Origin of the sequence: Zhongshania aliphaticivorans (genome assembly GCF_902705875.1) — a bacterium.
GTDB lineage: Bacteria > Pseudomonadota > Gammaproteobacteria > Pseudomonadales > Spongiibacteraceae > Spongiibacter > Spongiibacter aliphaticivorans_A.
Window position 1 is genome coordinate 1,148,321 of the sequence record NZ_CACSIK010000001.1, and the last position, 13,971, is coordinate 1,162,291.

The window sequence follows — 13,971 nt, forward strand, 5'->3', positions numbered from 1 at the left end:
TTTGGGAGCGCTATTGTACGCAGAAATTTAAGTAGCAGGGTTATCTTTATAATGCGCTGACGCCGCCAATGACCAGCGCGTATCTAATGCCTTTGCCAATAGCAACCAGAATGAAAAAAGGTGTGGCGGGGATGCGCATGATACCGCCGACCACGGTAAGTGCATCACCGCCTATGGGCATCCATGACATTAGTAATGTCCATTTCCCGTAGCGTGTAAACCAGCCTTGCGCGCGGATAAGATCTGCTTTTCGGGCAGGAAACCACCGACGGTCTGAGTATTCGCTGAGTTTCATGCCCATCCACCAATTCACACCGGCGCCGAGCGTATTCCCCGTTGTGGCTGCTAGCCATAACCACGCGGGGTGCAAGCCAGCGTTGAGCTGCGCGATTAGTAATATTTCTGAATAAAAGGGCAGCAGCGTGGCGGCGCCAAAGGCGGTCGCGAACATCAATAGATATTGGCTAATCATGGGTGGCGCTGGCTACCAGGTGTTTGAAAAGGCGCAATTGGCCGTGTTGGAAAGGAAGGTATTCAGGATGCCACTGTACGCCAATATGGCAGCGGTGATTTGGTGCTTCAACCGCCTGTACGATGTTGTCTAGATCTCGTCCAGCGACTTTTAGCCCGTCGCCTAATCGATTAATGGCTTGATGGTGCAGGCTATTTATTTTGCAGTGTTCGCTGCCCAAAATGGTGTGCAGCGTTGTACCTGTATCAACATTAAGTGTTTTACGCGGAATCAGCATGCGTTTGTTGGAGGTGATACGGCGCTGAGTTTGTAAGTCAGGGTGTAGGGAGCCACCCAGCACAATATTAAATAATTGTGCGCCTCGACAAATACCCAGAATGGGAAGGTCTTTTTGTAGGCTCAATTCCAGCGCCATCATTTCAAAGCGGTCCCGTTCGCGGTTTATGGGAGCGGTGTCTGGTGCATCTGGCAAATATAAGCGCTGGTCAATGTCGTCACCGCCACTGATGATGATGCCATCGAGTTGCTCTGGAATAACGCAGCGCTGGGGCGTGAGTCGATACGCGGTGGCTCCACAGCGATGTAATGCCCAGCGGATAAACCACCAGGCGAGCGGTAATTTAGTGTCGTCGCCAGTCACCCCAATAAGCGGTTTTTTCACAGTAGCTCCGGAATTAACCAAGGGTCAACGTTGTTTGCCCAGTTGGTAAAGAGGTTAGTTGTGGGGCTGTCTAGGTATTTTCGATAGCTTTGACAGGCTACATCCAAGCGCGCTTTATCCATTGCCAGCGCATCGACCTGTAACCAGTCACGATAAGGGTGGATGAGCCCCCACTGAGGGTCGTCGATCAGGCTATTGGGTAAGCGGTAGTGTAATGTTGGTCTCGGCTTGACGCGATCATCATCTATTGTGCGGCGAAGTCTTTCGTCATCAACAAATGAAAACAGCGGAAGCATATCGAGGGCGCGGTTACGGGTGGGGTTATGTTTCAGGTAATCGTCCATCAATTGATTGATATCTGGCTCGTATTCGCTGTGCAGCAATAGCAATAAATAATCTTTGCCATAGGGGTCGATGTAAGAGGTAAGGCGGCGACTAAAGTCCACATTGCAACGTATTTTTAACCAATCGTATAGGCAAAGAAAAGCCCGTAAATAGTCACGAATGGTGTTTGCGCTGCAATCTGGCATTTCGGGGTTTAGCTGTAAGCCAAAGGCGTTCTTTGCCGAGGCGTGGGTACCCTGTGCACCGGATGCGCGTAGCTGCTTAAACAGTGTTTCTAATTGCCATAAGTTATTCATGGCGATTGGCGGCGCCACGATCTCAAACGGGACGACTTGTTTGGCGATGGTGCCGACAATGGTTTCTGCTAATTCTTCTAGCTCATTGTTGTCGTCAGACTCATGGCGTTCGCGACTAATACGTTTTATATAAGAAAAGTCTAGCTCGACACCAAAGGTGCCGAGCGAGGTGTCGACAACGTTAATTTCGTAGTCTGAAATCGGTTTTGCCTGACCACCATAGAGCGTAATAATGGTGTCTACAATGTGGTTTATTTCCATTCCTGTAAATTCGATTTCTACGCCAAGCCGACGAGTTTCCCCCGCTTTGGTCTGGCTGTGCACGGGCATTGGCCAAAGCGATTGGCGGTAGCTGTCTAATGATTTATTCATTGTTATCTCCAATGATATGGGCAAGCGGTAGTAAACGCTCGGTGTGCTGGCAGACGACTTGGAATAGGGTCAAAAGGGGAACCGCGAGTAGCACCCCAGGAGCACCCCATAACCAACCCCAGAAAAAGATCCATAAGAACACCACAATTGGATTGAGGCTAAAACGTAAGCCGTGCACGAAAGGGTCAATGAACTGGCCGGTGAAAGCCGTAAATAAGCCGTATAGAAGCGGTGCAGCAAGTATGGCAGCAGGATTGCTATACGTTACGGCGCTAACAATAGTGAAAAGCAGTAGGGTCATACTTACCCCTAGATAGGGGATAAAGCGTAACAGGGCGGCAATGGCACCCCATAGTGCGGGGTCTGGGAAGTCTGCAAACCAAAGTGCGATAGCGGTAATGCTGCCAACAGCGGCGTTTACCGCTGTAATTGTTAAAAGATAGCGTGACATTTGAATTTGCGCTAACTCTGCAATTTGGGTGACTGTTGCTTTGTCTTTTTGATTGGGCAGGCTATGAATGAAGCGCTTTATTAAGGCGTGCCCTGAGGTTAAGAGAAAGAATAGTAGAATGATACTCAGGGTGCCGTATACGCCAAAATTCTTGGCTATTTCGCCCAGCTCAGAGCGCCAGCCCGCATCGGCTATGACAACTTGAGTGATTTGAGGGTCGCTAGCGCTGAACTCTTTGGCTAAGGAGTCGATGCTGCGGCTGGCCGCATCGACGTTAGTGCTGTCAGTGTTGACGCTGCTGAGTTGGTTTCGCAGTACATCGACGGCTTCTGGGACTCGCTGCAGCCATTCATTGGCCGGTGTCGCCAGGGCGTAAATACCCACACCAATTGTACTTAGGCCAATGGTCATAATGCATACGGCACCAACACTTCTCGGTAAGCCCAGCGTCTGTAAGCGGCTGACAGCAGGTGCAAGTAGTAGCGCAAAAATGAGTGCAAGGGTAATAGGGAGCATCACATCTCTTGCGACCTGCAGTGTGTAAAGTATCGCGAGTAATGCAATGGTTTTAGTCGCCCAGTTAGCTTTGTTGGCATCCATGATGTTGTTTATAGCTCCTGTTTTTCGCGGCTACTCAAAAGTATTTCAGCTCTTCGTCTATGACTCGTGTATATAAGTTACGTGTATTTAGGAGAATTGGTTTACGTGCCCGTTACTTGGACACGCTGCGTTGATTAAGAGTGTGATGTCAGATGCGTTTTAGCGAAGCTCACGTGGTCCCGTAAACCACCAGATGACTAAGCCAATGAAGGGCAGAAATAAGATCAATACAATCCATAACAGTTTGGTGGTGGAGGTTTCGCGACTTTGTATGATGTTGAGAATAGCCCAAATATCAGCGATGAATATCAAAAAACCAAAAATGCCGGTGATCTGTAATTCCATGTCATGCTCCTTAATATTGTGTTGCTTGCTCAATTATTGGCTATAGAACAATGGCAATGGTGAGCTAAGGGACGCGTGATAGTAGAGTGATTTTAGAGCGAGGAGTTCATTTTGGGGAATTGCGCGCCCCGAAAAACGGGGCGCAGAACCTTAAAAAGGTCTAGTTGTGAGCGTGTAGCATTTCATTAAGGGCAATTGCAGATTTGTTGGTTAAAACTTCAATTGCACCGTTTTTAGAGTTACGGCGGAATAATAGGTCAGACTGCCCAGAAAGCTCTCTGGCCTTTGTTGTGCCTGCAATCGTGCCATTTGCGTCAATCATGGTGATGATTGAACCAGCAGTAATGTACAGGCCTGCTTCGATAGTACAGCGATCTCCCAGCGGGATGCCAACACCTGCGTTTGCGCCAATAAGACACTCTTTGCCCACTGAGATAATAATATTATTACCACCTGATAACGTGCCCATTGTGGAGCAGCCACCTCCAAGGTCTGAGCCTGAGCCAACCATTACACCGGCAGATATACGCCCTTCAATCATACCGGGGCCTTCGGTGCCGGCGTTAAAGTTTACAAAGCCTTCGTGCATGATTGTTGTCCCTTCGCCCAAGTAAGCGCCAAGGCGTACACGTGCAGTGTGAGCTATACGCACACCCGTGGGGACAACGTAATTGGTCATTTTGGGGAATTTGTCCACAGACATCACTTCGAGCATCGCCCCTTTGAGACGGGCTTGCAGCTGTCGATCTTGGAGTTCGGCAATGTCTACGGCACCTTCGCTGGTCCAAGCCACATTGGGCAGCACGCCAAATAAGCCGGTCAAGTTAATGTTGTGAGGCTTAACAAGGCGATGAGATAGTAGGTGGAGCTTTAAATACCCCTCTGGTACTGAACTTGGAGCGTCGTCACTGCTGAGCATGGTAAGCAATAAAGGTTGGTTGCCGCTGGCAAGTTGTGCGGCAATAGCGGCTTGAGTGCTATCCGTGGCGGCAAGTGCTTCGGCAAGTTGCGCCATTTGTTCGTTGCTTATCGCAATGCTGGTATTGCCACTGAGCGGGGCAATCACGGTTTGAACTGCACTAATGAGTGCTGATGAAGGGGTTAATAGCGGACTTGGATAAAACGAGTCTAGCCATTCGCCTTTATTGTTTTGTGTGCCAAGGCCAAGGCCAAATGCAAAAGCTGCTTGTGTCATTACGATGTCTCTTGTGGTGAATTAAAGGGTGTGATGAGTGAACAACGCTTGATAATCTGCAGCCTTAAAGCCCAGATGCAAGCTGCTACCGGTGTCGAGTAAGGGGCGCTTCATCAACGTAGGGTGTTGAAGGAGTAGCTCAATGGCGCTGTCGATAGTGAGCGATTCACGTTGTTCATCGGATAGTTGTTTCCACGTTGTACTGCGCTTGTTAACCAAGGCAAGGCCGAGTTCTTGTGTCCAGCTTGTTAGCTGTGATGTGGTCAGCGGTGTGTCGCGAACATCATGGAAAAGATAGTCGACCTGGTGCTCTTCTAGCCAGCGTCTTGCTGAGCGAACTGTGTCGCAGTTTTTTATGCCGTAGAGGGTTGTGCTCATGGATATTCTCTTTATTGCTAAGGCTGAGAAAAATAAGCCCCGAAGGATAACAAATTCTCTTGTCCTGAGCACGGCACAAGCCTGCCCTTTATTGAGGCTCTGGCTAGGGTTTGTTCACAAGTTTTGGTTTTCTGCGGCGCGGGTAACAGCTTGTACAAATTTCGCATACTCGACCGTCGCAGCCCCGAGCGCTACAGAATTCGCGGCCATAGAAAATTATCTGTAAGTGCAATGCGTTCCATTTTTCTTTTGGAAATAGTGCTTTTAAATCTTTTTCGGTTTGCACTACATTTTTACCGTTGGTGAGTCCCCAGCGCTGGGCAAGACGGTGAATATGCGTGTCTACGGGAAAGGCTGGAACCCCAAATGCTTGAGACATAACCACGCCAGCGGTTTTGTGGCCAACGCCGGGAAGTGTTTCTAAGGCCGCCATATTTTGTGGTACTTCGCCCTTATATTTATCAACAAGAATTTCTGATAGGCGTTTTATCGCGCTGGATTTTTGCGGAGATAGACCGCATGGGCGAATTATGGCGCGAATAATTTCAACGTTCTGCTTTGCCATATCAAAGGGGTTGTCGGCTAGCTCGAACAAGGCGGGGGTGATTTGATTAACCCGCGCATCGGTACATTGAGCAGAAAGTAAGACCGCAACCAGCAGGGTGTAGGGGTCTTTGTGATCAAGAGGTACCGGCTGCTCTGGGTAGAGTTCTTGCAGGCGTTGAGCAATAAAGGCGGCTCGTTCTTTTTTTAACATGACTGATTACTGCTTATATTGTGTTCTTGAAGGCTTTCTACATAGGCTTTGATGCGTCGCGCTCCTTCTGCGCATTGCTCGGGTTCAGCGACCAGTGCCATACGTACGTAGTTGCTACCGGGGTTAAAGCCATCGACTTCTCTTGATAGGTAGCTACCGGGCAATACGGTGACATGCTGCTGGGCGAATAAGCCTCGTGCAAAATCCGTATCAGTGATCGGAGTCTTCGCCCAGAGATAGAATGATGCATCGGGCATGCTAACGTCTAAGCAGCCATCAAGTATGCTGAGGACTTCTTCAAATTTTTGCCGGTAAAGTGTCCTGTTTTCAATAACATGGAGTTCGTCGTTCCATGCTGCGATGCTGGCTAGCTGGTGTTGTATCGGCATCGCGCAGCCGTGGTAGGTGCGATATAACAGAAAATCTTTAAGTATGGCAGCGTCACCCGCGACAAAACCTGATCTAAGCCCTGGTAGGTTAGAACGTTTTGATAAGCTGTGAAATACCACGCAGCGATGATAGTCGTTGCGATTCATCTCGGCACAGGCTTGCAGAAGCCCTGGCGGTGGTTGGTCTTCATTAAAATACAGTTCTGAATAACATTCGTCGCTGGCAATTATAAAATCGTATTGGTCTGCCAGTGCGATCAATTTTTGCAGTTCTTCGCTACTCATTACCGCACCGCTTGGGTTGCCCGGCGTACAGATAAAGAGCAACTGACAGCGTTGCCATATTGAGGGGCTAACATTGTCAAAGTCGGGAATGAATCCGTTTTCTGTGCGGCACGCTAAAAACTCAGGTTGGGCTCCAGCAAGCAGTGCTGCTCCTTCATAAATTTGGTAGAAGGGGTTTGGGCTGCAGACCAGTGCGTCGGGGCCTGCGTTGACAACGGTTTGGGCGAAGGCAAAGAGGGCTTCACGGGTGCCGTTGACTGGTAGCACCTGAGTATCTGGGGCAAGTGCTGGTAATGCAAAGCGCTGGCAGGCCCAGTCTGAAATGGCCTGACGTAACGCTGGAAGGCCTTTGGTCGTTGGGTAATTACTTAGTTTGTCTAGGTTTTGAGTTATTGCGTCGCTGACAAATTGCGGTGATGCGTGCTTGGGTTCGCCGATAGAGAGGGCAATCGGTGACAGAGCCGGTGGGGCAATGCCATCGAATAAAGCTCTCAGTTTTTCAAATGGGTAGGCTTGTAATGAATGAAGGTGCTGATTCATAGTGTTTTGTTTTTGGCCTTTTTGTCTAGCTCTAGGCAGATAGCCCGCTGAATGTCTTCACAGAGCTTAGGGTCTTCGATAGGGCGTTGGTTTTCATCGGTAATAAAGAAAACATCTTCTACTCTTTCCCCTAGCGTGGCGATTTTTGCATTTTGTAGTTGTATGTGAAAATCGTTAAATATACGCGCTAAGCGTGCTAATAGACCCGGTCTGTCAGGGGTGATTACTTCCAGTACCGTTTGGCCTTTGTTTAAATCGGTGGTGATACTGGTACGGGTAGGAGTTGAAAATAAGCGCATTTGACGTGGAGTGCGGCGGTTGCCGGCAGAAAATTGCTCAGGATTTTCTAAGTGCTCACGCATAAATTCTATAATGTGCGCTATTCTGCTTGGGTTGTCGCCAATTGATTCTCCATCGGCACCTAATACGTAAAACGTGTCCAGTGTATAGCCGGTGCCACTGCTGTAAATACGGGCATCTTGAATACTTAAATCGAGTTGCTCCATGGCTTCTGCAAGTAAGGCAAATAAACCTACGCGAGCGCGAGTATGGACAAATATTTGGCTGACGCCTGCGTGGTCCAGCAAGCCACCTTCTTTAATTAAAACCACGGTCGCGTTGGCTTTAATACGGCTGGCAATGGCGCGGGTGTGCCAAACAATATCGTCGATTTGTTCACGGATAAAATAATCTTCGCCGGTGTCTGCCCAAAGTGTGCGTATTTCACTCTCGGTAAAGCCGTAATCTTCCAGTTTTTCTATGGCACCAAGCTGGGTTTCAGCTATCCACTCTTGTTTGTCGATGGGGTTTTCTAGGCCGCGTCGTAAGGCGCGCCTGGTTTCGGCGTAAAGTTGGCGCATCAGAGAGGCGCGCCATGAAGTCCAAAGTGTGGGGTTGGTGGCGTTGATATCAGCAACGGTTAGGCAGAACAAGTAGTCTAAATGCTGGATGTCACCCATGGTGAGTGCAAAGTCGCGGATAACTTCAGGATCTTGAATGTCCTTGCGCTGAGAGACGGATGACATTTCTAGGTGTTTTTCTACCAGCCAAGCCACAAGGTTGCCGTCACGCTTGTTTAAACCGATGTGCTCACAAAACTCTCTTGCATCAACCGCCCCTAGGCTGGAGTGGTCTCCACCTCGGCCTTTGGCTATATCGTGGAATAGCCCTGCTAAGTAGAGTAATTCTTGCTTGGGCAGGCGCTGCATTATACGGCAGGCCATGGGGAAGGTTTCTACCATGCTCGGGTAGCGAAAGCGGCTAATATTTTTGATTAATTCTAAGGTGTGGGCATCGACCGAATAAATATGGAATAGGTCGTGTTGCATTTGGCCGACAATCCCCGCAAAGGCTGGGATAAATTTATCGAGAATGCCAAAGCGACTCATGCGCCTTAGGTTGAGTGCTACGCGCTGGGGCGACTTTAGTAGCTCGAGAAAAAAACGTTTGTTTTTTGGGTCGTCTCGGAATTGTTGGTTGATTAAATGGTGGGATTTACGAATAAGCCGAATGGTGCTGGCCCGGACGCCGTCAATACCCTCATTGTTGGCCATTAATACAAAGATTTCCATCAATGCAGAAGGTGTTTTATTAAAGACCTTGGCATTGCACACTTCGATGTGGCCGTTACGTACGCGGAAACGACTGTTGATCTCAAAAACGGTTTCTGCCTCACAGGCGCGAAGTATGGTTTCGTCAAAATGCTGCATAAGTACATCATTGAGGGCACCAAGATGCATAACCCAGCGATAGTACTGCTGCATAAATTGTTCAACGGCAAGTTTGCCGTCACCATCGTTAAAGCCAAATTGTTCAGCTAGGGTGCGTTGATGGTCAAATAAAAGACGGTCTTCTTCTCGCCCAGCGAGTAAATGCAGTGCAAACCGGACTTTCCATAGAAAGTCTTGGCCTTCTTTAAGGGTATCTAGCTCTTCTTTACTTAAAAATTGGCGCTCGGCCAATTCATCAATGGACTGGGCTCCGAAATGACGCTTTACCACCCAGCCAATCATTTGAATGTCGCGAAGGCCACCTGGTGAGCTTTTGATATTGGGTTCTAAATTGTACTCGGAGTTTGCAAATTTACGGTGGCGAGTTATTTGTTCGTCCCACTTTGCCCGGAAGAAGTCGCTACTTGGCCAAATGTTGTCTGGGCCAACGTTGTCCATTAATTTTTCATGCAGGCTTGGGTTGCCTGCCAATGTGCGTGATTCCATCAGGTTAGTCGCCACCGTGATGTCTTCAGCGGCGGTCTGGCAGCATTCTTTTAGGGTGCGCACACTGTGGCCAATCTCTAAGTTGATATCCCAGAGTAAGGTGATTAAGCCTTCAATATTTTCTTGGTAGTCATGTTTGTCGTCGGTGGTGAGAATAAGGAGGTCAATATCTGAATAGGGGTGAAGCTCGCCTCGGCCATAGCCTCCAACGGCAATTAAGGCAATGTCATCGCCCCATTGATAACTGTGCCATATCCCTTGTAATAACTCGTCGACCCGCTGAGCGCGCAAGGTGACTAGGCTGCGAATATTTTCCTTGGCCTCAAAGCGTGCTTTAAGGTCCTCGGATAGTGTGTTGAGATATGATTTGTAGGTTTTGATAGATTGCCCCGGTGACGCTAGGGCATGAATGTCTGGGAGTGCGGCGTCGCTCATTTATAGCTCTCGGTAAAAAGGTTCGTCAGGGCGGGCGGTCAGGACTTCAACGCCGTCAGCGGTCACGGCCATGGTGTGTTCCCATTGTGCAGAAAGGCGGCGGTCTCGCGTGGTTACCGTCCAGCCATCCTTGGTGTTGAGCTTGGTTTGTTTTTTACCTGCATTGATCATGGGCTCAATCGTGAACGTCATGCCTTCTTTTAATACTAGGTCGTTGCGCCGGTTGTAGCCTTCGCCGTAGTGAAGCACTTGTGGGTCTTCGTGAAACACTAGACCAATACCGTGCCCGCAGTATTCTTCTACGACGCTGTAATGTTTGCCTCGGGCATGTTTGGCGATAATGGTTCCAATGTCGCTTAGGGTGCAACCAGGCTTCACAAGGGCGATGGCTTGATATAAGCACTCTTGAGTGACTTCGCAAAGGCGCTTAGCGTGTTCTGGCACATTGCCAACGTAGTACATACGATTGGTGTCGCCGTGCCAACCGTCTTTAATCACGGTGACGTCAATATTAAGAATATCGCCATCCTTTAAGATTTTCTTGTCCGATGGGATGCCGTGGCAGATGACCTCATTAACAGAGGTGCAAATAGATTTTGGAAAACCGTTGTAATTAAGTGGTGCTGGGATGGCATTTTGTACATCGATAATATAGTCGTGACATATTTTATCTAACTCACCGGTGCTAATGCCTGGCTTTACATATTGGGTGATCATTTCTAGCACGTCTGCGGCGAGTCGGCCGGCGATACGCATGGCGGCAATTTGGTCTGGTGTTTTGATACTAACATTCATAGTGCTTTACCGGTGTACAGTTGTGTCTGGCGATTTTAAGCCGGTCATTGTAAACCATCGCTTTATGGGTAGCTAAGGCATAGCGGAATTTTAGTGTTAAAAGCGGTTTATGCTTTATGTGGGTAGGTCTCTGTGGTATAAATACGCGCCCCAATAATGGCTCAATTTGTTATTGGACTAATGACGCGCAGAAATCGGCACGTAATCCCGGGTGCTTCAACGTAAGGTTGGGGTTGGGTTATGGGATCTCTGCAAGTTTGTAACCCGATGTTTATTAAGGAAATATCATGTCTCATGTAAGTATGCGTGAAATGCTGCAAGCCGGCGTTCACTTTGGTCACCAGACTCGTTACTGGAACCCAAAAATGGCTCCTTTCATTTTTGGTGCGCGTAACAAGATTCATATCATCAATTTGGAGCACACTGTTCCTGCGATGAACAGTGCGTTAGATGCTATTGCTAAAATGGCAGCAAACAAGAACAAAATCTTGTTTGTTGGTACTAAGCGTGCAGCTAGTAAAATTATTGGCGAGCAGGCAGCGCGTGCCGGCATGCCATTTGTTAGTCATCGTTGGTTGGGCGGTATGCTCACTAACTATAAAACTATTCGTCAATCTGTGCGTCGTTTGCGTGAGCTTGAAGCTCAGAGCCAAGACGGTACTTTTGACAAGTTGACCAAAAAAGAAGCGCTAATGCGTCGCCGTGATATGGAGAAGCTAGAGCGCTCTATTGGCGGTATTAAAGATATGTCTGGCTTGCCAGATGCGATGTTTGTTATTGACGTTGATCACGAGCGTATCGCTATTCAAGAAGCCAACAAATTGGGTATTCCAGTATTTGGTATTGTAGATACTAACAGCAACCCAGATGGCGTAGATTTCGTTATTCCTGGTAATGATGATGCGATCCGTGCAATTAAATTGTATGTGACTGCTGTTGCTGACGTGGCGATAAATGCTGCTGCAAATGACGTTGTTGCCAAAGACGAATTTGTGGAAGTTGAAGTTGCAGCGGAAGGCGAAAGCGCTGCCGAGTAATTTGGCCGCTAAGCAGTCTGCGAAAGGGGGCACGGCCCCCTTTTTTTGGATATTGACCGAGCAGGTGCACGATTTTGTATCTGATCTGGACTTGAGTTAACACACTTAAGGTAATTAAGAGGATTTTAGGATGGCTGTAACAGCATCAATGGTTAAAGAGCTTCGTGACCGTACTGGACTTGGCATGATGGAGTGTAAAAGAGCACTTAATGATGCTAATGGCGATATCGACTTGGCGATAGAAGAAATGCGCAAGTCTAGCGGTATGAAAGCAGCTAAAAAAGCGGGTCGTACTGCGGCAGATGGTGTAGTTAGCACGAAAGTTGCTGAAGATGGTAGTTATGGTGTTGCTGTTGAAGTTAACAGTGAAACTGATTTCGTTGCTCGTGATGAAGGTTTTCTCGCATTTGTAGCTAAGGTTGTTGATAAGGCCTTTACCACCAAGGCTACGGATGTTGCTGAGCTGATGAATGGTGAGTTAGAAGCGGCGCGTGAAGCCTTGGTTCAGAAAATTGGCGAAAATATCTCTGTTCGTCGTTCATTAGTTGTTAGCGCCGAAGACGGTGTGGTTGACAGCTATGTGCACTCTAATAATCGCATTGCGGTATTGGTAGCACTGAAAGGTGGCGACGCAGAATTAGCGCGTGATGTTGCAATGCATGTTGCTGCGGTTAACCCTCGTGTTGCAAAGTCTGCGGATATGCCAGAAGAAGAAATTCTGAAAGAACGTGAGATCTTCACTGCGCAAGCGGCAGAAAGTGGTAAGCCGGCAGAAATTATTGAAAAGATGATTGAAGGCCGTATTCGCAAGTTCCTGTCTGAAAATTCGCTAGTTGACCAAGCTTTTGTTAAAGAGCCTGAGTTAACTGTAGGGAAATTGCTGAAAAATAATAACGCCGATATCCAAACGTTTGTTCGTTTTGAGGTAGGTGAAGGTATTGAGAAAGAAGAAGTGGACTTTGCCGCCGAGGTGGCTGCTCAGCTGAAAGGCTAAGCCACTAAGTTTGCGGGGCCTTCGGGCCCCGCTTTACTTTAGGCGATATGCAGATGTCTTTATAATATCGTGTAATGTGGTGAGGTAAGAGAATGTCTAGCCAAAGTCGGGATAAGAAATACAAGCGCATACTACTGAAGTTAAGTGGTGAGGCTTTGATGGGTGGTCTGGGGTTTGGTATTGACCCTAAGGTGTTAGACCGAATGGCGCTTGAAGTCGGTCAATTGGTTGGCATTGGTGTTCAGGTTGGTTTGGTTGTAGGTGGCGGGAATTTATTTCGCGGTGCCGCGTTGCAAACAGCTGGCTTAGATCGAGTGACTGGCGATCACATGGGTATGCTGGCAACCGTCATGAATGCCTTGGCGCTTCGTGATGCTCTAGAGCGCAGTAATATCAAATCATCTGTCATGTCTGCAATACCCATGAGTGGGGTTGTTGATCATTATGATCGCCGCAAGGCAATTCGCGCGCTTTCACGCGGTGAGGTAGTGATATTTGCTGCCGGTACGGGGAATCCATTTTTTACAACTGATTCTGCAGCGTGTTTACGCGGTATTGAGGTTGATGCGGATTTGGTATTGAAGGCAACAAAAGTAGACGGCGTTTACAGCGCAGATCCGATGCGCGATCCAGATGCGGTGAAATATGACTATCTAAGCTATGATGAAGTATTGGATAAAAAGCTCGAAGTTATGGATTTGACTGCGATCTGTTTATGTCGTGACCATAAAATGCCATTGCGTGTATTTGCCATGGAGCAACAGGGCGCGCTATTGAATATTGTGGTAGGTGGCGAAGAGGGAACTCTAGTCGGTGCCTCTGCAACCCGCGAGGAGAAACGTCATGATAAATGAGTTAAAAGATGACGCTAAACAGCGTATGGCTAAGACTATCGAGGCCTTGGGCACCAATTTTAATAAGATTCGCACGGGGCGTGCTCACCCCAGCCTATTAGATGGCTTAAGAGTATCGTATTACGGCACTGATACGCCGCTATCCCAGTTGGCGAATATTGGTGTTGAAGATGCGAGAACATTGACGGTTACGCCATGGGAAAAAAATATTGTCCCTGATGTCGAAAAAGCGATTATGAAGTCTGATCTCGGTTTGAATCCAAGTACGGCTGGTAGTGTTATTCGTATACCAATGCCCATGCTGACTGAAGAGACCCGTAAAGGCTATATAAAGCAGGCTCGTCAAGAGGCAGAGAGTGCGCGGGTTTCAATTCGCAATGCACGCCGCGACGTGTTGTCAGATGTTAAAGAGCTGCTCAAAGAGAAAGATATTAGCGAAGATGAAGAGCGTCGCGCGCAGGATGATGTGCAAAAAATAACTGATCAGTTTATTGCTGAAGTTGATAAAGCACTGGTGGCTAAAGAAGCCGACCTGATGGAAATCTAAGCGGCGA

15 protein-coding genes are annotated in these 13,971 nt (G+C 48.1%); 4 read left to right on the top strand and 11 right to left on the bottom strand.

What is annotated here, in order from left to right; genetic code table 11:
* Window positions 1–46: 46 nt before the first annotated feature.
* The 11 genes from AELLOGFF_RS05210 to map all read right to left on the bottom strand — a co-directional run bounded on the left by AELLOGFF_RS05210 (window position 47) and on the right by map (window position 10,532).
* Complete coding sequence (locus tag AELLOGFF_RS05210; protein ID WP_159267686.1) at window positions 47–472, bottom strand: YqaA family protein; 426 nt, start codon at window positions 470–472, stop codon at window positions 47–49.
* The gene (locus AELLOGFF_RS05215) at window positions 465–1,133 is read right to left on the bottom strand and encodes a gamma-glutamyl-gamma-aminobutyrate hydrolase family protein (RefSeq protein WP_159267687.1); all 669 of its coding nucleotides are present in this window, start codon (window positions 1,131–1,133) and stop codon (window positions 465–467) included. Before AELLOGFF_RS05215 ends, AELLOGFF_RS05210 begins: the two co-directional genes overlap by 8 nt.
* Window positions 1,130–2,146: an amidoligase family protein gene (locus tag AELLOGFF_RS05220; RefSeq protein WP_159267688.1), complete on the bottom strand. Its 1,017-nt coding sequence runs from the start codon at window positions 2,144–2,146 to the stop codon at window positions 1,130–1,132. Before AELLOGFF_RS05220 ends, AELLOGFF_RS05215 begins: the two co-directional genes overlap by 4 nt.
* Window positions 2,139–3,197: an AI-2E family transporter gene (locus AELLOGFF_RS05225; RefSeq protein WP_159267689.1), complete on the bottom strand. Its 1,059-nt coding sequence runs from the start codon at window positions 3,195–3,197 to the stop codon at window positions 2,139–2,141. Before AELLOGFF_RS05225 ends, AELLOGFF_RS05220 begins: the two co-directional genes overlap by 8 nt.
* Window positions 3,198–3,356: 159 nt before the next feature.
* Window positions 3,357–3,542: a PLDc N-terminal domain-containing protein gene (locus AELLOGFF_RS05230; protein ID WP_159267690.1), complete on the bottom strand. Its 186-nt coding sequence runs from the start codon at window positions 3,540–3,542 to the stop codon at window positions 3,357–3,359.
* Window positions 3,543–3,702: 160 nt separating this feature from the next.
* The gene (gene dapD / locus AELLOGFF_RS05235; protein ID WP_159267691.1) at window positions 3,703–4,737 is read right to left on the bottom strand and encodes a 2,3,4,5-tetrahydropyridine-2,6-dicarboxylate N-succinyltransferase; all 1,035 of its coding nucleotides are present in this window, start codon (window positions 4,735–4,737) and stop codon (window positions 3,703–3,705) included.
* A gap of 21 nt (window positions 4,738–4,758) precedes the next feature.
* Window positions 4,759–5,115, bottom strand: a complete 357-nt coding sequence (locus AELLOGFF_RS05240; RefSeq protein WP_159267692.1) for an arsenate reductase — start codon at window positions 5,113–5,115, stop codon at window positions 4,759–4,761.
* A 103-nt stretch (window positions 5,116–5,218) separates the two neighbouring features.
* The gene (nth, locus tag AELLOGFF_RS05245) at window positions 5,219–5,872 is read right to left on the bottom strand and encodes an endonuclease III (RefSeq protein ID WP_159267693.1); all 654 of its coding nucleotides are present in this window, start codon (window positions 5,870–5,872) and stop codon (window positions 5,219–5,221) included.
* Window positions 5,866–7,086, bottom strand: coding sequence for a succinyldiaminopimelate transaminase (gene dapC, locus AELLOGFF_RS05250; RefSeq protein WP_159267694.1), 1,221 nt, complete (start codon window positions 7,084–7,086; stop codon window positions 5,866–5,868). Before dapC ends, nth begins: the two co-directional genes overlap by 7 nt.
* Complete coding sequence (locus tag AELLOGFF_RS05255) at window positions 7,083–9,737, bottom strand: [protein-PII] uridylyltransferase (protein ID WP_159267695.1); 2,655 nt, start codon at window positions 9,735–9,737, stop codon at window positions 7,083–7,085. Before AELLOGFF_RS05255 ends, dapC begins: the two co-directional genes overlap by 4 nt.
* Window positions 9,738–10,532 (bottom strand): type I methionyl aminopeptidase, encoded by a 795-nt coding sequence (map, locus tag AELLOGFF_RS05260; protein ID WP_159267696.1) that lies wholly within the window; start codon window positions 10,530–10,532, stop codon window positions 9,738–9,740.
* A gap of 287 nt (window positions 10,533–10,819) precedes the next feature.
* Between map and rpsB the strand changes: the two genes are divergently transcribed.
* From rpsB to frr, 4 genes are all read left to right on the top strand, one after another.
* A complete protein-coding gene (gene rpsB / locus AELLOGFF_RS05265) occupies window positions 10,820–11,569 on the top strand; it encodes a 30S ribosomal protein S2 (protein WP_159267697.1) in 750 nt (249 codons plus the stop codon).
* Window positions 11,570–11,699: 130 nt separating this feature from the next.
* Window positions 11,700–12,563: a translation elongation factor Ts gene (tsf, locus tag AELLOGFF_RS05270; RefSeq protein ID WP_159267698.1), complete on the top strand. Its 864-nt coding sequence runs from the start codon at window positions 11,700–11,702 to the stop codon at window positions 12,561–12,563.
* Window positions 12,564–12,655: 92 nt separating this feature from the next.
* Window positions 12,656–13,417: a UMP kinase gene (pyrH, locus tag AELLOGFF_RS05275; RefSeq protein WP_159267699.1), complete on the top strand. Its 762-nt coding sequence runs from the start codon at window positions 12,656–12,658 to the stop codon at window positions 13,415–13,417.
* A complete protein-coding gene (frr, locus tag AELLOGFF_RS05280) occupies window positions 13,407–13,964 on the top strand; it encodes a ribosome recycling factor (protein WP_159267700.1) in 558 nt (185 codons plus the stop codon). The genes pyrH and frr overlap by 11 nt, the downstream gene beginning before the upstream one ends.
* The last annotated feature ends 7 nt before the right edge of the window (window positions 13,965–13,971 follow it).

Coding starts and splice junctions, on each gene's coding strand:
- nth (WP_159267693.1), bottom strand. CDS start 5,872: ATGTTAAAAAAAGAACGAGCCGCCTTTATTGCTCAACGCCTGCAAGAA.
- rpsB (WP_159267697.1), top strand. CDS start 10,820: ATGTCTCATGTAAGTATGCGTGAAATGCTGCAAGCCGGCGTTCACTTT.
- AELLOGFF_RS05255 (WP_159267695.1), bottom strand. CDS start 9,737: ATGAGCGACGCCGCACTCCCAGACATTCATGCCCTAGCGTCACCGGGG.
- AELLOGFF_RS05225 (WP_159267689.1), bottom strand. CDS start 3,197: ATGGATGCCAACAAAGCTAACTGGGCGACTAAAACCATTGCATTACTC.
- AELLOGFF_RS05220 (WP_159267688.1), bottom strand. CDS start 2,146: ATGAATAAATCATTAGACAGCTACCGCCAATCGCTTTGGCCAATGCCC.
- map (WP_159267696.1), bottom strand. CDS start 10,532: ATGAATGTTAGTATCAAAACACCAGACCAAATTGCCGCCATGCGTATC.
- AELLOGFF_RS05210 (WP_159267686.1), bottom strand. CDS start 472: ATGATTAGCCAATATCTATTGATGTTCGCGACCGCCTTTGGCGCCGCC.
- dapD (WP_159267691.1), bottom strand. CDS start 4,737: ATGACACAAGCAGCTTTTGCATTTGGCCTTGGCCTTGGCACACAAAAC.
- AELLOGFF_RS05230 (WP_159267690.1), bottom strand. CDS start 3,542: ATGGAATTACAGATCACCGGCATTTTTGGTTTTTTGATATTCATCGCT.
- AELLOGFF_RS05240 (WP_159267692.1), bottom strand. CDS start 5,115: ATGAGCACAACCCTCTACGGCATAAAAAACTGCGACACAGTTCGCTCA.
- tsf (WP_159267698.1), top strand. CDS start 11,700: ATGGCTGTAACAGCATCAATGGTTAAAGAGCTTCGTGACCGTACTGGA.
- dapC (WP_159267694.1), bottom strand. CDS start 7,086: ATGAATCAGCACCTTCATTCATTACAAGCCTACCCATTTGAAAAACTG.
- frr (WP_159267700.1), top strand. CDS start 13,407: ATGATAAATGAGTTAAAAGATGACGCTAAACAGCGTATGGCTAAGACT.
- pyrH (WP_159267699.1), top strand. CDS start 12,656: ATGTCTAGCCAAAGTCGGGATAAGAAATACAAGCGCATACTACTGAAG.